21 protein-coding genes are annotated in these 21,328 nt (G+C 71.1%); 16 read left to right on the plus strand and 5 right to left on the minus strand.

Annotation, left to right across the window (positions count from 1 at the left end; genetic code table 11):
* Positions 1 to 11: 11 nt before the first annotated feature.
* Complete coding sequence (locus ABZ833_RS29330) at positions 12 to 1,823, minus strand: glycoside hydrolase family 15 protein (RefSeq protein ID WP_361052469.1); 1,812 nt, start codon at positions 1,821 to 1,823, stop codon at positions 12 to 14.
* A gap of 412 nt (positions 1,824 to 2,235) precedes the next feature.
* Between ABZ833_RS29330 and ABZ833_RS29335 the strand changes: the two genes are divergently transcribed.
* The 11 genes from ABZ833_RS29335 (at position 2,236) to ABZ833_RS29385 (ending at position 15,013) form a co-directional block, all read left to right on the plus strand.
* Positions 2,236 to 3,903 (plus strand): CTP synthase, encoded by a 1,668-nt coding sequence (locus ABZ833_RS29335; protein WP_361052994.1) that lies wholly within the window; start codon positions 2,236 to 2,238, stop codon positions 3,901 to 3,903.
* Positions 3,904 to 3,989: 86 nt separating this feature from the next.
* Positions 3,990 to 4,616, plus strand: coding sequence for an NUDIX hydrolase (locus ABZ833_RS29340; protein WP_249590792.1), 627 nt, complete (start codon positions 3,990 to 3,992; stop codon positions 4,614 to 4,616).
* 241 nt (positions 4,617 to 4,857) lie between these two features.
* Entirely contained in the window at positions 4,858 to 6,909 is a 2,052-nt protein-coding gene (locus tag ABZ833_RS29345) for a tetratricopeptide repeat protein (RefSeq protein ID WP_361052997.1), read from the plus strand.
* A gap of 144 nt (positions 6,910 to 7,053) precedes the next feature.
* The gene (ald, locus tag ABZ833_RS29350) at positions 7,054 to 8,169 is read left to right on the plus strand and encodes an alanine dehydrogenase (protein WP_361052999.1); all 1,116 of its coding nucleotides are present in this window, start codon (positions 7,054 to 7,056) and stop codon (positions 8,167 to 8,169) included.
* Between the two features lie 324 nt (positions 8,170 to 8,493).
* On the plus strand, positions 8,494 to 9,678 hold the full coding sequence (locus ABZ833_RS29355) for a ParA family protein (protein ID WP_249590793.1): 1,185 nt from the start codon (positions 8,494 to 8,496) through the stop codon (positions 9,676 to 9,678).
* Positions 9,663 to 10,262, plus strand: coding sequence for a hypothetical protein (locus ABZ833_RS29360; RefSeq protein ID WP_361052473.1), 600 nt, complete (start codon positions 9,663 to 9,665; stop codon positions 10,260 to 10,262). The genes ABZ833_RS29355 and ABZ833_RS29360 overlap by 16 nt, the downstream gene beginning before the upstream one ends.
* A 17-nt stretch (positions 10,263 to 10,279) precedes the next feature.
* Positions 10,280 to 11,260 carry a ScpA family protein gene (locus ABZ833_RS29365; protein WP_361052476.1) on the plus strand — a complete coding sequence of 327 codons (981 nt, stop codon included), beginning with the start codon at positions 10,280 to 10,282 and terminating at the stop codon, positions 11,258 to 11,260.
* Positions 11,257 to 11,913 (plus strand): SMC-Scp complex subunit ScpB, encoded by a 657-nt coding sequence (scpB, locus tag ABZ833_RS29370; protein ID WP_361052479.1) that lies wholly within the window; start codon positions 11,257 to 11,259, stop codon positions 11,911 to 11,913. The genes ABZ833_RS29365 and scpB overlap by 4 nt, the downstream gene beginning before the upstream one ends.
* A gap of 10 nt (positions 11,914 to 11,923) precedes the next feature.
* Positions 11,924 to 13,147, plus strand: coding sequence for a pseudouridine synthase (locus ABZ833_RS29375; RefSeq protein ID WP_361052482.1), 1,224 nt, complete (start codon positions 11,924 to 11,926; stop codon positions 13,145 to 13,147).
* A 133-nt stretch (positions 13,148 to 13,280) separates the two neighbouring features.
* Entirely contained in the window at positions 13,281 to 14,009 is a 729-nt protein-coding gene (locus tag ABZ833_RS29380; RefSeq protein WP_361052485.1) for an NUDIX domain-containing protein, read from the plus strand.
* Positions 14,006 to 15,013: an ADP-ribosylglycohydrolase family protein gene (locus tag ABZ833_RS29385; RefSeq protein ID WP_361052488.1), complete on the plus strand. Its 1,008-nt coding sequence runs from the start codon at positions 14,006 to 14,008 to the stop codon at positions 15,011 to 15,013. The genes ABZ833_RS29380 and ABZ833_RS29385 overlap by 4 nt, the downstream gene beginning before the upstream one ends.
* Here ABZ833_RS29385 and ABZ833_RS29390 read toward each other — a convergent pair.
* The 4 genes from ABZ833_RS29390 to ABZ833_RS29405 all read right to left on the minus strand — a co-directional run bounded on the left by ABZ833_RS29390 (position 15,010) and on the right by ABZ833_RS29405 (position 17,576).
* Positions 15,010 to 15,702 (minus strand): nucleotidyltransferase domain-containing protein, encoded by a 693-nt coding sequence (locus ABZ833_RS29390; RefSeq protein WP_361053002.1) that lies wholly within the window; start codon positions 15,700 to 15,702, stop codon positions 15,010 to 15,012. The genes ABZ833_RS29385 and ABZ833_RS29390 overlap by 4 nt on opposite strands.
* A gap of 79 nt (positions 15,703 to 15,781) precedes the next feature.
* Positions 15,782 to 16,267 (minus strand): Rieske (2Fe-2S) protein, encoded by a 486-nt coding sequence (locus ABZ833_RS29395; RefSeq protein WP_361052491.1) that lies wholly within the window; start codon positions 16,265 to 16,267, stop codon positions 15,782 to 15,784.
* Positions 16,264 to 16,857, minus strand: a complete 594-nt coding sequence (locus ABZ833_RS29400) for a DUF6529 family protein (protein WP_361052494.1) — start codon at positions 16,855 to 16,857, stop codon at positions 16,264 to 16,266. Before ABZ833_RS29400 ends, ABZ833_RS29395 begins: the two co-directional genes overlap by 4 nt.
* A 29-nt stretch (positions 16,858 to 16,886) precedes the next feature.
* Positions 16,887 to 17,576 (minus strand): hypothetical protein, encoded by a 690-nt coding sequence (locus ABZ833_RS29405; RefSeq protein ID WP_361052497.1) that lies wholly within the window; start codon positions 17,574 to 17,576, stop codon positions 16,887 to 16,889.
* Positions 17,577 to 17,765: 189 nt separating this feature from the next.
* Here ABZ833_RS29405 and ABZ833_RS29410 point away from each other — a divergent pair, with 189 nt between their 5' ends.
* From ABZ833_RS29410 to ABZ833_RS29430, 5 genes are all read left to right on the plus strand, one after another.
* Positions 17,766 to 18,233 carry a YidB family protein gene (locus ABZ833_RS29410; protein ID WP_361052500.1) on the plus strand — a complete coding sequence of 156 codons (468 nt, stop codon included), beginning with the start codon at positions 17,766 to 17,768 and terminating at the stop codon, positions 18,231 to 18,233.
* A 121-nt stretch (positions 18,234 to 18,354) separates the two neighbouring features.
* The gene (gene aroH, locus ABZ833_RS29415; protein WP_249590804.1) at positions 18,355 to 18,717 is read left to right on the plus strand and encodes a chorismate mutase; all 363 of its coding nucleotides are present in this window, start codon (positions 18,355 to 18,357) and stop codon (positions 18,715 to 18,717) included.
* Positions 18,714 to 19,799 carry a prephenate dehydrogenase gene (locus tag ABZ833_RS29420; protein ID WP_361052503.1) on the plus strand — a complete coding sequence of 362 codons (1,086 nt, stop codon included), beginning with the start codon at positions 18,714 to 18,716 and terminating at the stop codon, positions 19,797 to 19,799. The genes aroH and ABZ833_RS29420 overlap by 4 nt, the downstream gene beginning before the upstream one ends.
* Before the next feature lie 169 nt (positions 19,800 to 19,968).
* On the plus strand, positions 19,969 to 20,670 hold the full coding sequence (gene cmk / locus ABZ833_RS29425) for a (d)CMP kinase (RefSeq protein WP_249590806.1): 702 nt from the start codon (positions 19,969 to 19,971) through the stop codon (positions 20,668 to 20,670).
* Positions 20,628 to 21,314, plus strand: a complete 687-nt coding sequence (locus ABZ833_RS29430) for a lysophospholipid acyltransferase family protein (RefSeq protein ID WP_361052507.1) — start codon at positions 20,628 to 20,630, stop codon at positions 21,312 to 21,314. Before cmk ends, ABZ833_RS29430 begins: the two co-directional genes overlap by 43 nt.
* The last annotated feature ends 14 nt before the right edge of the window (positions 21,315 to 21,328 follow it).

Below are 21,328 nucleotides of genomic sequence, written 5' to 3' on the forward strand. Positions count from 1 at the left end.
CGCTGGCCTCGCTAGCCGCCGTACGCCCCGCTGGCCGTCAGCCGCAGTGCCGTGTCGATCAGCGGCACGTGGCTGAACGCCTGCGGGAAGTTGCCGACCTGGCGCTGCAGCCGCGGATCCCACTCCTCGGCGAGCAGCCCCAGGTCGTTGCGGAGCGCGAGCAGCTTCTCGAAGAGCTTGCGGGCCTCGTCGACGCGGCCGATCATCGCCAGGTCGTCCGCCATCCAGAACGAACAGGCCAGGAAGGCGCCTTCGTCGCCCTCGAGGCCGTCCACGCCCGCGTCGTCGCCGGTGGTGGGGTAGCGCAGGATGAAGCCGTCCGGCGTCGAGAGCTCCCGCTGGATCGCCTCGATCGTGCCGATGACGCGCTTGTCGTCGGGCGGCAGGAAGCCCATCTGCGGGATGAGCAGCAGCGAGGCGTCCAGCTCCTTGGAGCCGTACGACTGCGTGAACGTGTTCCGCTCCTTGTCGTAGCCCTTCTCGCAGACGTCCCGGTGGATGTCGTCGCGCAGCTCGCGCCACTTCTCCAGGGGACCGTCCGCGTCGCCGGACTCGATGAGCTTGATCGTGCGGTCGACGGCGACCCAGCACATCACCTTGGAGTGCACGAAGTGGCGGCGCGGGCCGCGCACCTCCCAGATGCCCTCGTCCGGCTGGTCCCAGTTCGTCTCCAGATACCGGATCAGCTTGAGCTGGAGCAGCGAGGCGTAGTCACTGCGGGCCAGGCCCGTCATGTGCGCCAGGTGCAGGGCCTCGGTGACCTCGCCGTACACGTCGAGCTGGAGCTGGTGCGCGGCTCCGTTGCCCGCCCGGACCGGGGTCGAGCCCTCGTACCCGGGCAGCCAGTCCAGCTCGGCCTCGCCGAGCTCGCGCTCGCCCGCGATGCCGTACATGATCTGCAGGTTCTCGGGGTCGCCCGCCACCGCCCGCAGGAGCCACTCGCGCCAGGCGCGGGCCTCCTCGCGGTATCCGGTGCGCAGGAGCGAGGAGAGCGTGATGGCGGCGTCGCGCAGCCAGGTGTAGCGGTAGTCCCAGTTGCGGGAGCCGCCGATGTCCTCGGGCAGCGACGTCGTGGGCGCCGCGACGATGCCGCCCGTCGGGGCGTACGTCAGGGCCTTCAGCGTGATCAGGGAGCGGACCACGGCCTCGCGGTACGGGCCGTGGTACGTGCAGTGCTCGACCCACTCCCGCCAGAAGTCCTCCGTGGCCACCAGGGCGTTCTCCGGCTCGGCCGGCGCGGGCGGCTCCTTGTGCGAGGGCTGCCACGAGATGGTGAACGCGATCCGGTCACCGGGCGCGACCGTGAAGTCCGAGTACGTCGTGAGGTCCTTGCCGAAGGTCTCGGCCGACGTGTCGAGCCACACCGAGTCGGGCCCCGCGACGGCCACCGTGCGCCCGTCGACCTTGTGCACCCAGGGCACCACGCGGCCGTAGCTGAAACGCATCCGCAGGGCGGAGCGCATCGGCACCCGGCCGCTGACACCTTCGACGATCCGCACCAGCTGCGGGGCGTCCGTGTCGCGCGGCGGCATGAAATCGGTCACGCGGACCGTGCCGCGCGGGGTGTCCCACTCGGATTCCAGGATCAGCGAGTCGCCGCGGTACGTGCGCCGCGCGGCGGTCGGCGGCGGCGCGTCGGGGCTGTGAGCGGGCCCAAGGCGCCAGAATCCGTGCTCCTCCGTGCCGAGCAATCCGGCGAAGATGGCGTGAGAGTCGAAGCGGGGCAGGCACAGCCAGTCGACTGTGCCGTCCCGGCAGACCAGGGCAGCGGTCTGCATGTCTCCGATGAGTGCGTAATCCTCGATGCGCCCGGCCACGTGCATCTCCAGTCAAACGGCCACGTCGCCCTCTCGGGGCGCTCGCTCTACGGTCAAGGGTTCGCTGTAAAACGAACTGCACGAGCCTCTTGTTCCGGGGAACGGACGGGGGTGATTGCCGTTAGTCGGACCGGCTCGGCAGCGAGTGTCCGAGCAGGATACGACGCACCTCGCTGATCTGCGCGCCGCTCCCGGCAAGGAGGCTGCGCCGAACGGGTGAGCACCAGGTGAGGAAGGTGTGACGTGAGTGCCCGAGCGTGGCCGGAAGCAGCCTCGTCCCGTCGCTGATACCCTGGTAGCCCGTGAGCCGGTGGTCATTGAACCCCCGAACCGCAGCGACGGCACCTCCTCAAGAACCCCTGAGGACGACGCCGGTACGCACCCTCCAGACCGCGACCACGGGAGCCCCCTCTTGGCCATGCAGCCCGCTGCTTTTCGAAACAGCACAGCCACGACGACCAAGCACATCTTCGTCACCGGGGGTGTCGCCTCCTCCCTCGGGAAGGGGCTGACGGCCTCCAGCCTCGGCGCGCTGCTCAAGGCCAGGGGTCTTAGGGTCACGATGCAGAAGCTCGACCCGTACCTGAACGTCGACCCCGGCACGATGAACCCCTTCCAGCACGGCGAGGTGTTCGTCACGAACGACGGCGCCGAGACCGACCTGGACATCGGCCACTACGAGCGCTTCCTCGACGTCGACCTCGACGGCACGGCCAACGTCACCACCGGCCAGGTCTACTCGCAGGTCATCGCCAAGGAGCGGCGCGGCGAGTACCTCGGCGACACCGTCCAGGTCATCCCGCACATCACGAACGAGATCAAGCACCGCATCCGCCGCATGGCCACCGACGACGTCGACGTGGTCATCACGGAGGTCGGCGGCACGGTCGGCGACATCGAGTCCCTGCCGTTCCTGGAGACCGTCCGCCAGGTCCGCCACGAGGTCGGCCGCGACAACGTCTTCGTCGTGCACATCTCGCTCCTGCCCTACATCGGCCCGTCCGGTGAGCTGAAGACCAAGCCGACCCAGCACTCGGTCGCGGCCCTGCGCAACATCGGTATCCAGCCCGACGCCATCGTGCTGCGCGCCGACCGCGACGTGCCGACCGCCATCAAGCGCAAGATCTCGCTGATGTGCGACGTCGACGAGGACGCGGTCGTCGCGTGTGTCGACGCCAAGTCGATCTACGACATCCCGAAGGTCCTGCACACCGAGGGCCTCGACGCCTACGTGGTGCGCAAGCTGGACCTGCCGTTCCGCGACGTGAACTGGACCCAGTGGGAGGACCTCCTGGACCGGGTGCACAACCCGAACCACGAGGTCACCATCGCGCTGGTCGGCAAGTACATCGACCTGCCCGACGCCTACCTCTCGGTGACCGAGGCGCTGCGCGCCGGCGGCTTCGCCAACCGCGCCCGCGTCAAGGTCAAGTGGGTCACCTCCGACGACTGCAAGACCCCGGCGGGCTCCGCCAAGCAGCTCGCCGACGTCGACGCGATCTGCATCCCGGGCGGCTTCGGCGACCGCGGCGTGACCGGCAAGGTCGGCGCGATCACCTTCGCCCGCGAGAACAAGATCCCGCTGCTCGGCCTCTGCCTCGGCCTGCAGTGCATCGTGATCGAGGCCGCCCGCAACCTCGCGGACATCCCCGACGCCAACTCCACGGAGTTCGACTCCGCGACCGCCCACCCGGTCATCTCGACCATGGCGGAGCAGCTGGACATCGTCGCGGGCGAGGGCGACATGGGCGGCACGATGCGCCTGGGCATGTACCCGGCGAAGCTCGCCGAGGGCTCCATCGCCCGTGAGGTGTACGACGGCAAGGAGTACGTCGAGGAGCGTCACCGTCACCGCTACGAGGTGAACAACTCCTACCGCGCCGAGCTCGAGAAGAAGGCCGGCATCCTCTTCTCCGGCACGTCCCCGGACGGCAAGCTCGTCGAGTACGTCGAGTACCCGCGCGAGGTCCACCCCTACCTGGTCGCCACCCAGGCGCACCCGGAGCTGCGCTCGCGCCCGACGCGTCCGCACCCGCTCTTCGCCGGTCTGGTGAAGGCCGCGGTGGAGCGCCAGACGGGTAAGTAACACAAGAGCGATACGGTTGCCGGGGTACGAGCCTTATGAGGCGCGTGCCCCGGTTTCTGTTTGCACGTGTGGGAGGACAGGGCGACATGACGATCAAGGACACCGCCGAGGAGTGGCAGGTCACGGCCACGGAGACACCCTTCGTGGGGAACAAGACCTCCGTGCGCACCGACGATGTGGTCATGCCCGACGGGACCGTCGTCCGCCGTGACTACCAGGTGCACCCCGGCTCGGTCGCCGTGCTGGCCCTGGACGACGCCGGCCGCGTCCTGGTGCTGCGCCAGTACCGCCACCCCGTCCACCACAAGCTCTGGGAGATCCCGGCCGGGCTGCTCGACATCCCGGGCGAGAACCCCTTGCACGCCGCCCAGCGCGAGCTCTACGAAGAGGCGCACGTCAAGGCCGAGGACTGGCGCGTCCTGACCGACGTCTACACCACGCCCGGCGGCTGCGACGAGGCCGTGCGCATCTTCCTCGCCCGCGATCTCTCCGAGGCCGACGGCGAGCGCTTCGAAGTCTCCGAGGAGGAGGCCGACATGGAGCTGGCGCGGGTACCGCTCGAAGAGCTCGTACGCGGCGTGCTCGCCGGCGAGCTGCACAACAACTGCCTCGTCGTGGGCGCCCTTTCGCTGACCGCCGTGCTGAGCGGCGACGGCGTCGACGCGCTGCGCCCGGCCGACGCGCCCTGGCCCGCGCGCCCCTTCGAGGCCTGAGGAAGCCCGCGGAGCCCCCTGGGGAAGCGCTCAGGGGGCCATCGGAGGCCTCCGGTGTGACGATCTACTGATCCGATCGGGGGACTTGTGCGCGCCGCTCGTCGGGGGAGGCACCAGGGCCTGAACTAGGCTCTGGAAGCGTCCCGGCCGGAGTCCCGTTCGGGTTCGCGCGCAGGCGGACGGAGCATGGCCCGTGACGGATCAGGCGGTCGACACGGACGGATCGGCAGCGGGCGGCGCGGTGCCGCGGCCCGCTTCGGACCGGACTTCCGGCGGCGGTCAATTCGTCGGCCGGCGCCGGGAGTTGAAAGAGCTCCGCGCCGACATCGACCGGGCGGGGCTCGACACCATCTCGGGCCGCAAGGCGCCACGCGCACGCGTGCTCCTCGTCGCGGGCCGCCCCGGTTCGGGCCGCACCGCGCTCGCCGAGGAACTCGCGCGGCAGCTCGCCGACGACTATCCCGACGGGGTGCTCCGCGCCCACCTCACCGAACCCGACGGCACGCGCGTGCCCACGGAGCGCACCGCCCGCGAACTCCTGGACGCCCTCGACGTCCCGGCGCCCCCGGGAGCCGACGAGGACGAGCTCGCCGAAGTGCTCCGAGAGGCACTCTCCGGACGCAGGGCCCTGCTCCTCCTGGACGGTGCAGCGGACGCCGAGCAGGTCGACCCGCTGCTCCCGGACGCGCCCGAATGCCTTGCCGTGGCCGTCTCGGAGGGCCCGCTCACCGGGATCCCGGACGTGCGTCCGTGCACGCTGGGCGGCCTGGACTCCGCCGCCGCGGTCGAACTGCTCTCCCGCGCGGCGGGCCCGGTGCGCATCACCGTCGACCCGCGCTCCGCGGAGAGCCTGGTCGAGGCGTGCGCCGCGCATCCCGCCGCGCTCGTCCTGGCCGGCGGCTGGCTCTCCGTGCGGCCCAAGGCGGCCGTCGCCGACCTGGCCAAGCAGGTGCACGACCGCCCCGAGGAGGCCTCCGCGCTCGCGCGCGTCTTCCACCATTCGTACGCCTCGCTGCCGGGGGCGGCCGCGCGGATACTGCGACTGCTCTCCCTCGCCCCCGCCGGCCACGTCGACCCGCACACCGCTTCCGCGCTGGCGGGCTGCTCGGTCTCCGCGGCCCGCACGACCCTGGACGACTTCGTGAAGCTCGGCCTGGTCAGGGCCGTGGATTCGCCGCTTCCGCAGTACGAGCTGCCGGGCTGCCTCGTACCGCTGCTGCGCACGTGCAGCGAGAGCCAGGACCGGCCCGCGGAGGTCCAGCTGGCGCGCGCCAGGATGCTGGAGCGGACCGTGCGTCTGCTCCAGTCCTGCCGGGCGATCACGGAGCCGGACGGCTCCGCCGCCCGCAAGAAGCTCGCCGGGATGCCGCGCGCCCTGCGTTTCCCCAGCCCCGCCGCCGCCTCCGAGTGGCTGCGCATCCGCCAGCCCGCACTGCTGGCCGCCGCCCGCCTCGCGGTCGCCGACGGAGAGCTCGACACCCTCGCCCGTCGCCTGATGGCGGCCCTGACGCGGGCCCTGGTCGCCCATCGGGGCACGGAGGAAGCGGCTCCCGAGCTGTACGGCATCCACCGCCTCGTCCTCGATGTCGCCGAGCGAAGGAACCTGCCCCGCGAGAAGGCGGCGGCCCTCCTGAACCTCGCGGATCTGGACGCGAGGACGGGGCGTACGCAGGAGGCGCTGGTGCGCTATCGGCTGGCTCTGGACGCCGGACGGCAGGCAAATGATCCGTACGCGACCGGCCGCGCGATGGAATCCGTAGGCGGCGCCTACCAGGAGCTGGGGGACTGGTCGCGGGCATCGGACTGGTTCGGCCGCGCCCTCGCCCATCGGCTCGCGCGCGACGAGCGCACCGACGCCGCCCGCCTCTACGGCCGGATCGCAACGGTGCACACCTACGCGGGCCGCTACGGAGAAGCGCTGCGCAACTGGAGCTCGGCCGTCACCGGGCACCGCAAGACCGGCGATGTGGCGGGCCAGGCACGGGCGTTGAGCGAGCTGGCGCGGGTGCAGGAGTACGCGGGCCGCCCCGAGGAGTCGCTGCGCACCTGCCAGGAGGCCGTCGAGTGGGCGCGGCAGGCCGGTGACGTACGTCTCCAGGCGGCGCTGCAGCTCAGGCTGGCCGACACCCTGGACCGGCTCGGCGACCCGGCGGCCGCCCGGCTGCACCGCGGTGCGGCCGAGCGCATGCTGGGAATGGAGCTCGAGGAGGTCACAGGGCCTGCATCGAAGGATTCGAAGGATGGAGCAGGGGCTTCCGCCTACGAAATCCGTAGCGCTTCCGCAGAAGATTGATGCATTGAAAGGCTAGACAGCGAGAAGTCCTTCATTAGACTGGCTCCGCCGCGTACTTCCGTGGTGTCTCCGATGCGCCCTCTTGTGTATCGGTATGTAGTGCATTGCCCGAAAAACCCCTGAGCCAAGAGGACCGTGATCGACGTGAAGGTCGGCATCCCCCGCGAGGTCAAGAACAACGAGTTCCGGGTGGCCATCACCCCCGCCGGTGTGCACGAGCTGGTGCGCCATGGCCACCAGGTCGTCATCGAGCGGAACGCCGGTGTCGGCTCCTCGATCACGGACGCGGAGTACGTCTCCGCAGGCGCCGTCATCCTGGACACCGCCGACGAGGTCTGGGCCACCGCCGACCTCCTCCTGAAGGTCAAGGAGCCGGTCGCCGAGGAGTACCACCGCCTCCGCAAGGACCAGACCCTCTTCACCTACCTGCACCTGGCCGCCTCCAAGGAGTGCACGGACGCGCTCCTGGAGTCCGGCACCACCGCCATCGCGTACGAGACGGTCGAGACCGCGAACCGCGCGCTCCCGCTGCTCGCCCCGATGTCCGAGGTCGCGGGCCGTCTGGCCCCGCAGGTCGGCGCCTACCACCTGATGGCGGCCAACGGCGGCCGCGGTGTCCTGCCCGGCGGTGTCCCGGGTGTCGCGGCCGGCAAGGCCGTCGTCATCGGCGGCGGCGTCTCCGGCTGGAACGCCGCGCAGATCGCCATCGGCATGGGCTTCCACGTGACCCTGCTCGACAAGGACATCAACAAGCTCAAGGAGGCGGACAAGATCTTCGGCACGAAGATCCAGACCGTCGTCTCCAACGCCTTCGAGCTCGAGAAGGCCTGCATCGAGGCCGACCTCGTCATCGGCGCCGTCCTCATCCCCGGAGCCAAGGCCCCGAAGCTCGTCACCAACGAGCTCGTGTCGCGGATGAAGCCGGGAAGTGTCCTTGTCGACATCGCGATCGACCAGGGCGGCTGCTTCGAGGACTCGCACCCGACCACGCACGCCGAGCCGACCTTCCCGGTCCACAACTCGGTGTTCTACTGCGTCGCCAACATGCCCGGCGCGGTGCCCAACACGTCGACGTACGCGCTGACCAACGCGACGATGCCGTACATCGTCGAGCTGGCGAACCGCGGCTGGGTCGAGGCGCTGCGCCGCGACAAGGCGCTCGCCCTGGGCCTCAACACCCATGACGGCAAGGTGGTTTACAAGGAGGTCGCGGAGTCGCACGGCCTCGAGCACGTCGAGCTGGAGACGCTCCTCGGCTGAACCTGACCGCTTTCGTCAACGAAAGTCGTCAATCTCACGCCCACGGCCGGACCTTGAGAGGGGTCCGGCCGTATGCGTATGTCCGTGGACATGGTCAACTCGCCTTGAACGTAACCCTTTAACCGATTCGACCACCCCGGAAATGTGCCAATGGCACCCCGCGCGCCCTTGACATGGGGGCGTTCGATTGCCGACACATCGGGCCGGGTCCGGCGGATTGTGTTGCTGCGGAGCGGTGACACGCCATAGAGTCGCCAACCGTCGGCATGGTGCCACGCTGACCTATCGAGAAATTTCCTGGTCACCAAGGAGGTAAGACGACTTGTGAATGAGTCGACATTTGCTCCCGGGGGTGGTCAACCAGGAACCTCTGAGCGGGGCCAAGGACCCGTGGGGCTCGAGGCTGTCGGCTCCGTCGCTGTCCGCACCTTCGAAGCCCGCCAGAAACCGCAGCCGACGCAACCGACATCGTCTGCACCCCAGAGCATGGATGGCCATCACGTGAACGCCATGGCCGGCGACCGGAGTGGCGAGAACACCACCCACACCCAACTCGCCGACTACGAGGAACTGCCCCAGGGGCACTTCTACGACCCTGACGCCGAGTACGAGCCCGATCCCGAGTACGCGGCCACGCTGGCCCCGGACGCGGCCCGTCAGCGCCGTGAGCGCATCGGTCCCACGGGGCGCCCGCTGCCGTACTTCCCGATTCCGGGTCCGCTGACCGATCACGGTCCCGCGAAGATCATCGCGATGTGCAACCAGAAGGGCGGCGTGGGCAAGACGACGTCGACCATCAACCTGGGTGCCGCGCTCGCGGAGTACGGACGCCGGGTCCTGCTGGTCGACTTCGACCCGCAGGGCGCGCTCTCGGTGGGCCTCGGGGTGAACCCGATGGAGCTGGACCTCACGGTCTACAACCTGCTCATGGAGCGGGGCATGTCGGCGGACGAGGTGCTGCTGAAGACGGCGGTCCCGAACATGGACCTGCTGCCCAGCAACATCGACCTGTCGGCAGCCGAAGTGCAGTTGGTGAGCGAGGTCGCGCGCGAGTCCACGCTGCAGCGGGCGCTGAAGCCGCTGATGCAGGACTACGACTACATCGTGATCGACTGTCAGCCCTCGCTCGGCCTGCTCACCGTGAACGCCCTGACGGCGGCTCACAAGGTGATCGTGCCGCTCGAGTGCGAGTTCTTCGCGCTGCGCGGTGTGGCCCTGCTGACGGAGACCATCGAGAAGGTCCAGGAGCGGCTCAACCCCGACCTGGAGCTCGACGGCATCCTGGCCACCATGTACGACTCCCGCACGGTGCACAGCCGTGAGGTGCTCGCGCGGGTGGTCGAGGCCTTCGACGATCACGTGTACCACACGGTGATCGGACGCACGGTCCGCTTCCCGGAGACCACGGTCGCCGGTGAGCCGATCACGACGTACGCATCGAACTCGGTCGGCGCGGCCGCTTATCGCCAGCTCGCCAGGGAGGTGCTCGCCCGGTGTCACGCCGAGTGAGTCTGCCGGGGGCCGACGAACTGTTCCGTACGACCGGGGGGATGGCGCTGCAGTCGTCGTCCCCGCGACGCCAGGCGAACGGCGAGGCACGGGTGCCCGCACCCGCGGGCGAGAGCGACGAGACCGCTGCCGGTGACGCGCACGGCGGTGCCGCTGCCGGTGACGGTGGTGACGCCGCCGAACACGGCGCGGCCGACGCGGAGTCGGGCGAATCCCGCAGCCGCTCGGCCGGCGCCGACGCCGAGAAGGACGGGCGCCGTCCCGGTCAGGGCCAGGAAGGCGCCGCCGCACAGGGCGGCGGCGGACGGTCCGCGAACTCCCCCTCGACGGCACAGGCGCGGCGGCGCGCACGGGCGGCCAACCGGCGGCCCAGCGGCCGTGAGCGGCACGACGAGAAGATCACCGTGTATGTGTCCGCCGAGGAGCTGATGGACCTCGAGCACGCGCGTCTCGTCCTGCGGGGCGAGCACGGGCTCGCGGTCGACCGCGGGCGGATCGTGCGCGAGGCGGTGGCCGTCGTTCTCGCGGATCTCGAGTCCCGCGGGGACGCGAGCATTCTCGTACGACGGTTGCGCGGGCGGTAGCGGTAGCGTTCCCGCCGATGCCCCTGAACGACGATTCCGCACTGCCTGCCCGCCGCCGCGCCCTGGGGCGCGGTCCTGGGGCGGCTCCCGCGGAGCCCGAACCGGAGCCGGTCCCCGAACCGGAACCGGAACCGGAGACGGCCCCGGAGTCGGGGCCGGAGCCGTCCACCGAGCCTGACGACGGCAGGTTCAAGGTCCGGCTCGCCAACTTCGAGGGTCCGTTCGATCTGCTGCTTCAGCTCATCTCGAAGCACAAGATGGACGTCACCGAGGTCGCGCTGTCCACGGTGACCGATGAGTTCATGGCGCACATCCGGGCCATGGGGCCCGACTGGGACCTGGATCAGACCACCGAGTTCCTCGTGGTCGCCGCCACCCTGCTCGACCTCAAGGCGGCCAGGCTCCTGCCCTCCGCGGAGGTCGAGGACGAGGCGGATCTCGCGCTGCTCGAAGCGCGGGACCTGCTCTTCGCCCGGCTTCTGCAGTACCGCGCGTACAAGCAGATCGCCGACATCTTCAGCGGGCGTCTCGACGACGAGGCCCGGCGCTATCCGCGGACCGTGGGGCTCGAGGCCCACCACGCCGAGCTGCTGCCCGAAGTCGTCATCAGCATCGGCGCCGCGGGGTTCGCCGCGCTGGCCGTGAAGGCGATGCAGCCCCGCGCGAAGCCCCAGGTGTACGTCGACCACATCCATGCCCCGCTGGTCTCCGTGCAGGAGCAGGCCGGTCTGGTCGTGGCCCGGCTGCGCGAGCGGGGCGAGGTCAGCTTCCAGGTGCTCGTCGAGGACGCGGGGGACACCCTCACGGTCGTCGCCCGCTTCCTGGCCCTCCTGGAGCTGTACCGCGAGAAGGCCGTGGAGCTGGACCAGGAGACCGCCCTGGGCGAGCTGATGGTGCGGTGGACCGGCGGGGACGGCGACGGGGAGCCGACGGTGACCGACGAGTTCGACCGCGCACCCGATCCGCCGGGTGAGACGAGTGAGGAGACGGTCACATGAGTGTGGAGAGTCCCGCGGGAGATCTGGCCGGTGCCGTCGCCGATCTGGAGCTGCGGCCCGCCCTGGAGGCCGTCCTCATGGTCGTCGACGAACCGGCCACGGAGGAGCACCTCGCCAAGATCCTCGACCGGCCCCGGCGGCAGGTCGCCGACGCGCTGCGGGAGCTCGCCGACGAGTACACCGTGCAGCGCCGGGGCTTCGAGCTGCGGCTCGTGGCCGGCGGCTGGCGGTTCTACACGCGGCCCGAGTACTCCGCGGCCGTCGAGCGCTTCGTGCTCGACGGGCAGCAGGCACGGCTCACCCAGGCGGCCCTGGAGACCCTCGCGGTCGTCGCGTACCGCCAGCCGGTCAGCCGTTCGCGGGTCTCCGCGGTGCGCGGGGTGAACTGTGACGGCGTGATGCGGACGCTCCTCCAGAGGGGTCTGGTGGAGGAGGCGGGCGCGGAACCCGAAACAGGTGCGATCCTGTACAGGACGACGAACTACTTTCTGGAGCGGATGGGCCTGCGTGGCCTTGACGAGCTCCCGGAGCTCGCGCCCTTCCTCCCCGAGGCGGAGGCGATCGAGGCCGAGACGCTGGAAGGCGTTCCGTCGTTCGACCCGGACGCACCCGATGCGCCGGGTGACGAGTACACCGAGCGCACAGTCGACTAACGGAAATTTGATGCGAAGCAGCAACGGCAGGAACAGCAGCGGAAACAACGGCGGGAGCCGTGGTGGCAACAGCGGCAGCCGTGGCAGCAGCGGTGGGCGCCCGAGCGGCGGAGGCCGCGGGAGTGGCGGCGGCCGCCCGAGCGGTGGTGGGCGCCCGAGCGGTGGCGGCCGTGACTACCGGGGTTCCGGCAACAGCCCGGACCGGCAGGGCCGCGGCGCCGGTGGCGCGCGCGACGACCAGGCCGCGCCGAAGCGGGAGAGCAAGCCCCGTCCCGAGGAGCGCCGCTACGACGTGGGCGGCGACGCCTCCCGCAAGGGCCGTGGCGCGGCCGCGCGCGGTGGCGCCAAGGGCGGCCCCAGGGCCCCTCAGGGCTCGGACAGGGGTACGCGGCGCGGCGCGGGAGCTCCCGCGACGTCCCGCGAGTACGACGCGCGGCAGGAAGAGCGCAACCGCGAGCGGTACGCGGGCAAGCCGAAGGTGAGCCCGACCAAGACCTTCCCGGGCGCCGAGCAGGAGGGCGAGCGGCTGCAGAAGGTCCTCGCCCGTGCGGGCTACGGCTCGCGCCGTGCCTGCGAGGAGCTCGTCGAGCAGGCCCGTGTCGAGGTCAACGGCGAGATCGTGATGGAGCAGGGCCTGCGGGTCCAGCCGGAGCGGGACGAGATCAAGGTCGACGGCCTGACGGTCGCCACCCAGTCGTACCAGTTCTTCGCGCTGAACAAGCCCGCAGGCGTCGTCTCCACCATGGAGGACACCGAGGGCCGCCAGTGCCTGGGCGACTACGTGACCAACCGCGAGACGCGTCTTTTCCACGTGGGGCGTCTGGACACGGAGACCGAGGGCGTCATCCTGCTCACCAACCACGGTGAGCTGGCCCACCGCCTCACGCACCCGAAGTACGGCGTGAAGAAGGTCTACCTCGCGCACATCGTGGGTCCGATCCCGCGCGACCTGGGCAAGCAGCTCAAGGACGGCATCCAGCTCGAGGACGGGTACGCCCGCGCGGACCACTTCCGCGTCGTCGAGCAGACCGGCAAGAACTACCTGGTCGAGGTGACGCTGCACGAGGGCCGCAAGCACATCGTGCGCCGCATGCTCGCGGAGGCCGGTTTCCCGGTCGACAAGCTGGTGCGGACGTCCTTCGGGCCGATCACCCTTGGCGACCAGAAGTCGGGGTGGCTGCGCAGGATGTCGAACACCGAGGTCGGCATGCTCATGCAGGAAGTCGACCTCTAGGCCGTAGGCGCCACTGAGGTCACCGAAGGCGGCCGGTCCCTTGCACATGCAGGGGGCCGGCCGCCTTTTTTGTGTCTTGCAGGGCGCTCCCCCTCCCTTTATAGTCTCAGTGACCATAAAGGGAGGGGGAGTCATGCAGGGCTACGACAAGTACGCCTTCGAGCCGTTCGCGGTGACCGTCGACCTCGCCGTCTTCACCGTGCGCGCGGGCCGCCTGCACGTGCTGCTCGTCGAGCGCGGCCAGGAGCCGTACGCGGGCCGCTGGGCGCTGCCCGGCGGATTCGTGCTGCCCGAGGAGTCGGCCGAGACGGCGGCGGGACGGGAGCTCGCCGAGGAGACCGGCCTCGCCGACAGCGACGGGCTGCACCTGGAGCAGCTGCGCACCTACAGCGAACCCGGCCGCGATCCGCGGATGCGCGTCGTCTCCGTCGCCTTCGCGGCGCTCGTCCCCGATCCGCCCGCCGTGCGCGCCGGCAGCGACGCCGCCCGCGCGGAGTGGCTCCCGTACGGCACCCAGGGCCCGCTCGCCTTCGACCACGACCGGATCCTCGCCGACGCCCACGACCGCGTCTGCGCCAAGTTCGAGTACACCGGCCTCGCCACCGCCTTCTGCCCGCCCGAGTTCACGCTCGGCGAGCTGCGGCAGGTCTACGAGACCGTGTGGGGCGCCGAGCTCGACCCGGCCAACTTCCGGCGCAAGGTGCTCGGCACGTCCGGCTTCGTCGAGGCGATCCCCGGGGCCGCGCGCCTCACCGGCGGCCGCGGCAAACCGGCGGCCCTGTACCGCGCGGGCCCGGCCACCTCCCTGCACCCGCCCCTGCTCCGCCCCACGGCCACCCCCTCGGAAGGACAGCCCTCATGAAGCGTGCCGCCACCGGATCCCTCATAGGTCTCGCCCTCGGGGACGCGCTCGGCTTCCCGACCGAGTTCAACGACGTGCCGTCGATCCTCGCCAAGTGCGGGCCCTGGCGGGAGATGCGGCTGCCCAGGCCCGCGATCGTCACGGACGACACGCAGATGACGCTCGCGCTCGGCCGTGGCCTGCGTACCGCCATGGACCGTGGACCGCTCGGGCCCAGGCGGATGGAGCGGCCGGTGCGCGAGGAGTTCGTGGAGTGGTACCAGTCGCCGGAGAACAACCGCGCCCCCGGCAACACCTGCCTGAAGGCCTGCTACCTCCTCAAGACCGGCAAGCCGTGGGAGGAGGCGAGCCAGGTGCACTCCAAGGGCTGCGGCGCCAACATGCGCGTCGCGCCCATCGGGCTCGTCCCCGGCCTGAGCGACGAGCAGCGGGCGGGCGCCGCCCAGCTGCAGTCCGCGCTCACCCACGGCCACCCGACGGCGCTCGCCGCTTCGGACCTCACGGCGCACGCCGTGCGGCTGCTCGCCCAGGGCGCCGAGCCGACGGGGCTCGTCGGGCTGCTGCGCTCCTACGCGTACGAGAACCGCGAGACGTACCACGCGAACTGGCTCGGCGAGCTGTGGACGCGCGGGGGCGATCCGACGCCGGGGGCGTTCATCGCCCGGGGCTGGGACGAGTGCCTGGCCGTCCTCGAGCGCCTGGAGGCCGCGCTGAGGCACACCAACCCGGAGACCGACCCCTGCCTGGCCACGGGCGAGGGCTGGATCGCCGAAGAGGCGCTCGCCACGGGGCTGCTGTGCTTCCTGCAGTTCGTGGACGAGCCCCTCACCGCCCTGCGCAGGGCCGCCTGCACCTCCGGCGACTCCGACTCGATCGCCTGCCTGGCCGGCGCGTTCGCGGGCGCCCACCTGGGCGCGGACGTCTGGCCCGCCGAGTGGGCCGAGCGGATCGAGTACCGCGCGGAGCTGCTCGGGCTCGGGGCGCTCTGGGACCAGGGCGCCTAGGCCGCTGCCGCCGCCGACGTCCGGCGTACGCGGAACAGGAAGTCCTCGATCCGGCGGCGGTCCGGTTCGGGTGGCAGGGGCGTGCGCGTGGCCGCCGCGTCCGCCTCGTCCGCGAGGCGGTTTATCCAGGACTCGACGTCCCGCCAGGAGACCTCGCCGCGCTTGACCGCGAGCAGCGGCTCGCGCTGGTCGCCGACGTCGAGGGTCAGCTCGCCGGTGCGCAGCAGATCGCGGCAGCTCGTCAGGAGGCGCAGGAGGTGCATCGCGTGCTTCCAGCGGGGTGCGCCGTGCAGGCGTACGTCCGCTTCCAGCTTCTTGTGCTGGCCCAGCGCGTAGCCGACGAAGGTGGTGTGGGCCTGGCGGGAGAGGAACGCGTCGCGCAGGGCGAGGAGTTCACGGCCGGTGTCCGTCACGTGTTCCACCAGGGGCGAGTGCAGGCACTCCAGGATGTTCGGATTGGTGCGCAGGGCCAGCTCGCAGAAGCGCTCCAGCTCCCAGCTGAACTGCTCCTCCGCCGGTCCGTCCACGTGCGTGGGCGGCTTCTCGAAGCGCCAGAAGAGCGGGGTCGGGGCCAGGAAGACGCCCCTGCGGTCGGTGTCGCTGCCGTCCGTGGCCAGGCCGAAGGCGCGCGAGCCCATCACGCAGGCGTAGACGGTGTGGTCGCGTACGAGAGCCAGGTCCGGGTCCAGGTCCGGGTCCAGGGCCTTGGCGTCCTTGGCGTCCTTGTTGTCCTTGGGGTGGTGCATGCCGGGAGCGTACGGCCAGGGGCTAGCCGAGGGTGATCGAATTTCCGGTGACCGTGATGTTCTGCGGGGGGAGCGCGCGTGGGGCGGGGCCGCCCGCGACCGAGGCGTCCGCCACGCGGTACTTGCTGCCGTGGCAGGCGCAGTTGATCGTGCCGTCGGCCACCTCGCTGACCGTGCAGCCCGAGTGCGTGCAGACCGCCGAGAACGCCTTGAAGTCGCCCTCCTCGGGCTGGGTCACGACGATCTTCTTGTCCTTGAGGACCTTCCCGCCGCCGACAGGGATGTCGGAGGTCTTGGCCAACTCCTCTGCCTTGGGCGGTGGTTGATCCTGATCCTGGTCCTTGTCCTTGCCGCCCGGCTTCGACGCCGAGGGCGATGCGGACGTCGGCTGCGACTTCGGCGGCTCCGGTTCCGCGCCCTCGTCCCCGTACTTGCTGCACCCGGCGGTCAGCGCGACCGCGCCGCCCGCGGCGATGACGGTGCGCCGCGAGGGCCGCGCGCCGCTCATGTCGTCACCCCGAACGTGCGGAAGAACCACAGCGCCGACGTCCACCAGACCACCGTGAGGACCACGAAGACCAGGCCGCCGACCACCGGAAGCAGCCAGCCGGGCAGCTTCTCCGAGCGCAGCAGCAGCATCTTGGCGCTGAACGCGCCGAAGAAGAAGCAGCCGAGCAGCGAGTGCCACATCACCCGGCTCGAGTACGTCTGGTAGCCAAGGGCGTAGAGGCAGTGGACCGCCACGGGGACCGCCACCAGGAACGCGATCCGGCCCGACCAGCGGTGCAGCGCCGACGACCAGGACGGTCCCGGCAGGCGCCCGTACACCATGAACGCCGAGACGACCTGGACCAGCGCGAAGGCGAACGCCGTCGTGCCGAGCCAGGCCTTGACCGCGCTCGTGCTGCTGAACCCGGCGAGGTTGAAGGCCGTGCCCTCGGGGGCGTGCGTCTTGCCGTACACGCCGAGGCCGACGGCGACGGCCGCGGCGACCAGGGCGGGCACGAGGTAGCGGGCGGGGTGCGGGCGGCGGTGGTCGCCCGCCGCCGGGGGCGGGCCGAAGCCGCCCTGTGTCGCGGCGTTCGGATCGACGCTCATGGCGGCTCCCTGGTCGGGGCGGAGCGGGGTCAGGGCACGACGGGACGGGCGGTGAGTTCGCCGCCGTCGAACGGGACGGTGCCGGTCTCCGGGTCGAGGCGCGGGGCCTTCCGCGGCTTGCCGTCCTCCTTGAGGATCCCGACCTGCCGCCCGTCGGGCAGGACGATCCAGCCGCCGTCGATCTCGGCGCCGCGCACCTCGGTCGTCGCGCGGTACAGGCCGGAGGGCTTCTTGGCCCTGGCGGCGGTGAAGTCCCGTGGCTGCTTGTCGATCTCGACCTTGCCGCGGACCGCGTTGTCGGCGAGCGTGGCGTCCAGCTTCGCGCCGTCCTTGCCGGTGAGGCGCATGGAGCCGTCGTCCTCGACGTCGCCCTTCAGCCAGGACTCGGCGTCGCGGCCGTTGCAGTAGTACGCGATGGCCTTGTCGTCACGGATCGAGAGGGAGACCGCGGCGGCGTCGTCGGCCGTGCGGCCCGCGTACTCGGACTTCCCGCTCGGCTTCTTCGGCGGGCTCTTGGACGGGCTCTTGGACGGGCTTTTGGTGGGTGCGGGCGTGCTCTTGGTGGGCTTCGCGGACGAGGGCGCCGGCGCCGCGGAGGCGCCGGGCGAGTCCTGTCCGTACGACGAATTCCCCTCCCCTGTCGTCGCGTTCAGCGACAGCATGCACAGGGCGAGCAGTAGTCCCCCGAGAAGCGTGTAGAGCGGTCCGGAGCGCTTCATGCGGCCTCCCCCGAGGCGTGGGCCGTGCCAGACCCTCCATGCAAGCGGACCCGTGCCCCGGCGTCCATAGTTGAACGGCCATCAATCGGGCCAAGTGGCGACAGGGGGCGATTCGGGTGACATTGGCATGGTCTGAGGTCCGCGCCCGTTCGAGGCGCCGGCCCGGCCACTCACTCGAAAGGCGCGACCATGGCGGGTAACGATCTGGGAAGCCTTCTCGGCGGTCTCCTCGGCGGCGGCCAAGGCGGCCAGGCCGGTGGCTCCGGAGGCGGCAACGTCCTCGGCTCACTGCTCGGCGGCCTCCTCGGCGGCGGCGGCGCGGGCGGAGCGGGCGGTGCCGCGGGCGGCCAGGGCGGCTCCGGCGGCAATCCGCTGGGCGGCCTGATGGACATGATCACGAAGTCGGGCCTGGTCAGCCAGGAGCAGCTGGACTCCTGGGTCGGCAAGGGCGACAACCAGCCGCTGAGCCCGGACCAGGTCAAGCAGTCCGTCCCCGACGAGACCCTGGACAAGGTGGCCGCCGACGCGGGCGTCAGCCGTGACGAGGCCGCCGACCAGATCGCGCAGCAGCTGCCCCAGGCCGTCGACAAGCTGACCCCGCAGGGGCAGGTCCCCACGGGCTCGCTGGAGGACCTCATCAAGGAGCAGAAGCTCTGACCCCACCCCGGTGGGGCACGCGGCGTCCGTCTCGGCAGGCGGGCGCCGCGCACTCGTCCCCGGGGCCCTGATTACCCTTGTCGGTACATCAGTCGTACGTACGCGAGCGAGGAGCACCACTGTGGCGGTACGAGCGGTCCGGGGCGCCGTCCAACTGGAGCGGGACGCCGCCGACCACATGGACGAGCAGGTCGGCGAGCTGCTCACCGCCATCCTCGAGCGGAACGCGCTGACCCAGGAGAACCTGATCAGCATCTGGTTCACCGCGACGCCCGATCTGCACAGCGACTTCCCCGCGGCGGCCGCCCGCAGGCTCGGCATCGTGGACGTCCCGCTGATCTGCGCGCAGGAGCTGCAGATCGAGGGAGCCATGCCGCGGGTCGTCCGCGTCCTCGCGCACATAGAGTCCGAGAAGCCCCGCGCGGAGATCACGCACGTCTACCTCGGCGCCGCGGCCACCCTGCGCAAGGACATCGCCCAGTGAGAACCGCCCTCGTCATCGGAACCGGCCTGATCGGCACCTCCGCCGCCCTGGCCCTCGCCTCGCGCGGTGTGGCCGTGCACCTCGCCGACCACGACCCCGGGCAGGCCCGCACGGCGGCTGCGCTCGGCGCCGGCACCGACGAAGCGCCCGAGGGGCGCGTCGACCTGTGCGTCGTCGCCGTGCCGCCCGCGCACGTCGCGGCGACCCTGGCCGACGTCATGCGGCGCGACGTGGCCCGCGGCTACCTCGACGTGGCGAGCGTCAAGGGCGGTCCGCGCCGGGAGCTGGAGGCCCTCGGCATCGACCTCACCCCGTACATCGGCACGCACCCCATGTCGGGGCGCGAGCGCAGCGGTCCCCTCGCCGCCACCGCCGACCTCTTCGAGGGGCGGCCGTGGGTGCTCACGCCGACCCGCGACACCGACACCGAGGTCCTCAACCTCGCCCTGGAGCTCGTCGCCCTCTGCCGTGCCGTGCCGGTCGTCATGGACGCCGACGCCCACGACCGCGCGGTCGCGCTCGTCTCGCACATGCCGCACCTGGTCTCCAGCATGGTCGCCGCGCGCCTGGAGAACGCCGAGGAGACCGCGGTGCGCCTCTGCGGCCAGGGCATCCGCGACGTCACGCGCATCGCCGCTTCCGACCCCCGGATGTGGATCGACATCCTCTCCGCCAACCCCGGCCCCGTCGCCGACCTGCTCTCCGCCGTCGCCACCGATCTCGACGAGACGGTGACGGCGCTGCGGGCCCTGCAGTCGGCGGACGACGCGAAGCGGCGCGAGGGAGCCGCGGGGGTCGAGGGCGTGCTGCGGCGCGGCAACGCGGGCCAGATCCGGGTGCCCGGCAAGCACGGGGCGGCGCCGACGGCGTACGAGGTCGTGGCGGTGCTCATCGACGACCAGCCGGGACAGCTGGCGAGGATCTTCGCCGACGCGGAGCGGGCCGGGGTGAACATCGAGGACGTACGCATCGAGCATGCGACGGGCCAGCAGGCGGGCCTCGTGCAGCTCCTGGTGGAACCGAAGGCGGTCCCGACCCTGACGGCGGGCCTGAGGGAGCGAGGCTGGTCGATCCGCCAGTAGATGCCGCGGGGCATCGGGCGGGCCGGAGGGAAAAGATCCGCCGCGAAGCGGGCGGGACAGGGGCACCCCACCGGGCAGTAAGAGACAAGCGTGGGAGCCAGTAACCTTATGCAGGGCAAGAATGCCGCCCTGCTCCAGCCCTGTGCACACAGAAAGGTGCTCGCACCCCGTGGAAACCGTGGAAACCGCCGGCCCGGCGCCCGCAGCAGTGATCGTCGCCATCGACGGGCCCTCCGGCACGGGCAAGTCGAGCACCTCGAAGGCCGTCGCCGCCCAGCTCGGCCTCAGCTACCTGGACACCGGTGCCCAGTACCGCGCGATCACGTGGTGGATGGTGCACAACGGCATCGAGCTGACGGACCCGACCGCCATCGCCGCGGTCGCGGGCAAGCCCGAGATCATCTCCGGCACCGACCCGCTCGCCCCGACCATCACGGTCGACGGCACGGACGTCGCGGGCCCGATCCGCACCACCGACGTCACCTCGAAGGTCAGCGCCGTCAGCGCCGTCCCCGAGGTGCGCGCCCGCATCACGGAGCTGCAGCGCACCATCGCCGCGTCCGCCGAGAAGGGCATCGTCGTCGAGGGGCGTGACATCGGTACGACCGTCCTGCCCGACGCCGACCTGAAGATCTTCCTCACGGCCTCGCCCGAGGCCCGCGCCGCCCGCCGCAGCGGCGAGCTCAAGGGCGCCGACGTCGCCGCCACGCGTGAGGCGCTCATCAAGCGGGACACCGCCGACTCGAGCCGCAAGACGTCGCCGCTGGCCAAGGCCGACGACGCCGTCGAGGTGGACACCACCGAGCTCACGCTGCAGCAGGTCATCGAGTGCGTCGTCACCCTCGTCGAGGAGAAGCGGGCAGCGAAGTGACCGCGGCGCCATCGGAACGGGGTGCGGAGGTCGGCCGCCGCATCGGCGTCGGCCTCATGTACGGCCTGTGGAAGCCCCGCGTCCTCGGCGCCTGGAAGGTCCCCGCGACCGGCCCGGTGATCCTGGCCGTGAACCACTCCCACAACGTCGACGGTCCGATGGTGATGGGCACGGCGCCCAGGCCGACCCACTTCCTCATCAAGAAGGAAGCGTTCATCGGGCCCTTGGACCGTTTCCTCCAGGGCATCGGGCAGGTGAAGGTGGACCGTGAGATCGCCGACCGCACGGCGATCACCCGGGCCCTCGGCGTGCTCGACGACGGCGGCGTTCTCGGGATTTTCCCCGAGGGCACCCGGGGCGAGGGAGACTTCGCCTCGCTGCGGGCCGGCCTCGCCTACTTCGCCGTACGCAGCGGAGCGCCGATCGTGCCGGTCGCGGTCCTGGGAAGCACGGAGAAGCGCGGACGGTTGATAAAGGGGCTGCCCCCACTGCGCAGCAGGGTCGACGTCGTCTTCGGCGACCCTTTCGAAGCGGGCGACGGCAGCGGACGGCGTACGCGCAAGGCGCTGGACGAGGCGACCGTGCGCATCCAGGAGCGGCTCACCGCCCACCTGGACGACGCCAGGCGCCTGACCGGGCGCTGAGCGAGACTTTCAGT

Source organism: Streptomyces sp. NPDC047525, assembly GCF_040643025.1.
Classification (GTDB): Bacteria; Actinomycetota; Actinomycetes; order Streptomycetales; family Streptomycetaceae; genus Streptomyces; species Streptomyces durmitorensis.

Coding starts and splice junctions, on each gene's coding strand:
- ABZ833_RS29335 (WP_361052994.1), top strand. CDS start 2,236: ATGCAGCCCGCTGCTTTTCGAAACAGCACAGCCACGACGACCAAGCAC.
- ABZ833_RS29410 (WP_361052500.1), top strand. CDS start 17,766: ATGGCGGGTAACGATCTGGGAAGCCTTCTCGGCGGTCTCCTCGGCGGC.
- ABZ833_RS29380 (WP_361052485.1), top strand. CDS start 13,281: ATGCAGGGCTACGACAAGTACGCCTTCGAGCCGTTCGCGGTGACCGTC.
- ABZ833_RS29385 (WP_361052488.1), top strand. CDS start 14,006: ATGAAGCGTGCCGCCACCGGATCCCTCATAGGTCTCGCCCTCGGGGAC.
- ABZ833_RS29405 (WP_361052497.1), bottom strand. CDS start 17,576: ATGAAGCGCTCCGGACCGCTCTACACGCTTCTCGGGGGACTACTGCTC.
- ABZ833_RS29340 (WP_249590792.1), top strand. CDS start 3,990: ATGACGATCAAGGACACCGCCGAGGAGTGGCAGGTCACGGCCACGGAG.
- ABZ833_RS29400 (WP_361052494.1), bottom strand. CDS start 16,857: ATGAGCGTCGATCCGAACGCCGCGACACAGGGCGGCTTCGGCCCGCCC.
- scpB (WP_361052479.1), top strand. CDS start 11,257: ATGAGTGTGGAGAGTCCCGCGGGAGATCTGGCCGGTGCCGTCGCCGAT.
- ABZ833_RS29365 (WP_361052476.1), top strand. CDS start 10,280: ATGCCCCTGAACGACGATTCCGCACTGCCTGCCCGCCGCCGCGCCCTG.
- ABZ833_RS29395 (WP_361052491.1), bottom strand. CDS start 16,267: ATGAGCGGCGCGCGGCCCTCGCGGCGCACCGTCATCGCCGCGGGCGGC.
- ABZ833_RS29375 (WP_361052482.1), top strand. CDS start 11,924: ATGCGAAGCAGCAACGGCAGGAACAGCAGCGGAAACAACGGCGGGAGC.
- ABZ833_RS29330 (WP_361052469.1), bottom strand. CDS start 1,823: ATGCACGTGGCCGGGCGCATCGAGGATTACGCACTCATCGGAGACATG.